Origin of the sequence: Streptosporangium sp. NPDC006007 (assembly GCF_040614315.1) — a bacterium.
Taxonomy (GTDB): Bacteria; Actinomycetota; Actinomycetes; order Streptosporangiales; family Streptosporangiaceae; genus Streptosporangium.
Map to the genome: position 1 here is coordinate 1 of NZ_JBEXUG010000095.1, position 2158 is coordinate 2158.

The following is a 2158-nucleotide window of genomic DNA, read 5'->3' on the forward strand; positions in this document are numbered from 1 at the left end:
CCTCCCGAGCGCTGATCGAACGTGATCAGCACCATCCAACTGGCAGCAGCGCTCTACACGTCAACCCGGTGATCGTTTCCGGTCACAGCACTAGGAGGTCGTGGGAGCCGTCGGATTCGCGTCCACCGCCAAAGCCGGGTAGTCTTCAGACACACACCGACGCGGGGTGGAGCAGTTCGGTAGCTCGCTGGGCTCATAACCCAGAGGTCGCAGGTTCAAATCCTGTCCCCGCTACCAAAGAAGGCCCTGATCTCCCAGAGATCAGGGCCTTTCTCGTTGTCCGGGTTCTCCGTTCCCGGGGCACGCCGGGGTCTCCACCCGCATCGGGGAATTTCCCGGCGGCGCGATTTCCCGGTCGGCGCCGCCGATTTGCTCTTGGGTGCCGGGCCCGGTAATCTTCAGACACACACCGACGCGGGGTGGAGCAGTTCGGTAGCTCGCTGGGCTCATAACCCAGAGGTCGCAGGTTCAAATCCTGTCCCCGCTACCAAAGAAGGCCCTGATCTCCCAGAGATCAGGGCCTTTCTCATGCTCCCCACAGCGCCGCCCTAACCATCCGGCAGGCCGAGCGGTTAACGTGCAGGTGTGGCTGACATGTCCGGGCCGGTCCTGCGCTGGCGCGTGCGCCGGGAGATCTTCGTTCTCAAGGCCTTCGCGGTGGTCGCGTTCGCGATGCTCGCCCTGCTGAGTGTCGGCGACCCGCGCGGGATGATCCTGGCGGGTGTGGGCGCCCTGGTGGCCGCGGTACTCGCCCTGCGCGACGTGCTGGTTCCGGTACGGCTCAGCGCCGACGACGAGGGGCTCGTCGTGGTGCGGGGGTTCGCCGGTTCGGAGCGGGTGCCGTGGAGCTCGGTCGAGCGGATCCGGGTGGACCGGCGAACGCGCCTCACCTCGCGCACGGAGCTCCTGGAGATCGACACCGGCGAGGCGATCTTTCTCCTGAGCCGGTTCGACCTGGGTGTCCCGTGCCAGGAGGTCGCGGACGAACTGCGCTCCTACCGGACCGGCTTCTGACCGGGCCGGGCTCCTCGGGGACGTCCGTCAGACCTTGACGCGACGGTGTCTCGCCGGGCTCCTGGGACGGGTGGCGCGCAGCAGCAGAGCCGCTTTGTGCAGAGCCCAGCCGATGAGGAACCCCCCGAAAGCGCCCTGTCCAAGGCGCGCCCACATCGGTCCCTCGGCGACCGCGAACACCACTACGCCGATCCACAGAACGCCGAAGACGCCCACGAGGGTCGTCGCACCCCAATTCATCCCCCGCTGCCACATGCCTGAAGTCTTACAGATCTTGGTTCAAGCCCAGGTCAATGACACGGAATGCCTCACCGGGGGAGACTACGACTGCTGCCGGCGCACCGGTGAACCCTTGGCCCGCCTCGGATGACGCCGGCCGCGGCCTGTTTCAGACGCGGGGCCTGCTCCAGGTGTGTCAGTAGTGTGGCCGCGGTATGAGCGTCCACCAGAACCTGCTGCATCTCCTCCTCGGTGGTCGGGAGCTGGCCCTGTTTGGCGAGCTCGTCGGTGAGGAAGGCCAGCGGTTCCGGATGGCCGGCCGCCTGGGCGGCGATCGTCGTGCGAGCACCGGTGAGAAGGCGGAGATACTGGGCGCGGAGCTTCGCCTCGCGCATCTTCGCGTCCTCAAGGTCGCTCACCAGGGACCTGGCGACCCTGAGCAGGTCACTGGGATGATCGGCTTCCGCGTCGATGTGTGCGCGGATGTCGTCAAACTCTGAACGGGTCATGGTGCTCACCTCCAGGATGGAGTCAGGATCCTGACCCTCGGGCCTACTTGGTATCCAGAGTCGATTGCGGATGGCTTGACGGCTGCTTGCGCTGTTCCACTGCCCACAAACGTTTTGGACGCGCGAGTCGCAGGGATGGTTGGCAAGTTGTCTCTGTGACGCTTGAGTCCTGGTAATGTTCTTCCCGCAGGGCGGTCGAGCCCCGGGGCCGGAAGGCCTCCGGGAACAGGATCCGCCCAGCGTATCCTCCACTTCTCCGCTTCTGGACCTTTGGCTGCCTGCGGGCGACTGGACAGGGCCTGGATGTCAGAGTAAGTTGGAAGGGTTGCTCCGGAGACGGGGTGGTGGGAATTCTAGTGGGTTTGCCGGGTTTGGGTGTGCTGTTGCGGATGTGACGGTTTGACACGAATCTGGCG

General features: G+C 65.5%; 3 protein-coding genes and 2 tRNA genes. 3 read left to right on the forward strand and 2 right to left on the reverse strand.

Going from position 1 to position 2158, the window contains the following annotated elements; all coding sequences use genetic code 11:
- Window positions 1-160 precede the first annotated feature (160 nt).
- From ABZ194_RS30230 to ABZ194_RS30240, 3 genes are all read left to right on the forward strand, one after another.
- Window positions 161-237 (forward strand) — tRNA-Met (locus ABZ194_RS30230).
- 176 nt (window positions 238-413) lie between these two features.
- Window positions 414-490, forward strand: a tRNA-Met gene (locus ABZ194_RS30235).
- Window positions 491-594: 104 nt separating this feature from the next.
- Window positions 595-1014, forward strand: coding sequence for a PH domain-containing protein (locus tag ABZ194_RS30240; RefSeq protein WP_355600427.1), 420 nt, complete (start codon window positions 595-597; stop codon window positions 1012-1014).
- A 27-nt stretch (window positions 1015-1041) separates the two neighbouring features.
- On the opposite strand, the gene ABZ194_RS30245 is transcribed toward ABZ194_RS30240, so the two are convergent.
- Window positions 1042-1254 (reverse strand): hypothetical protein, encoded by a 213-nt coding sequence (locus ABZ194_RS30245; RefSeq protein ID WP_355600425.1) that lies wholly within the window; start codon window positions 1252-1254, stop codon window positions 1042-1044.
- 68 nt (window positions 1255-1322) lie between these two features.
- Window positions 1323-1742 (reverse strand): hypothetical protein, encoded by a 420-nt coding sequence (locus tag ABZ194_RS30250; RefSeq protein WP_355600426.1) that lies wholly within the window; start codon window positions 1740-1742, stop codon window positions 1323-1325.
- Window positions 1743-2158 lie beyond the last annotated feature (416 nt).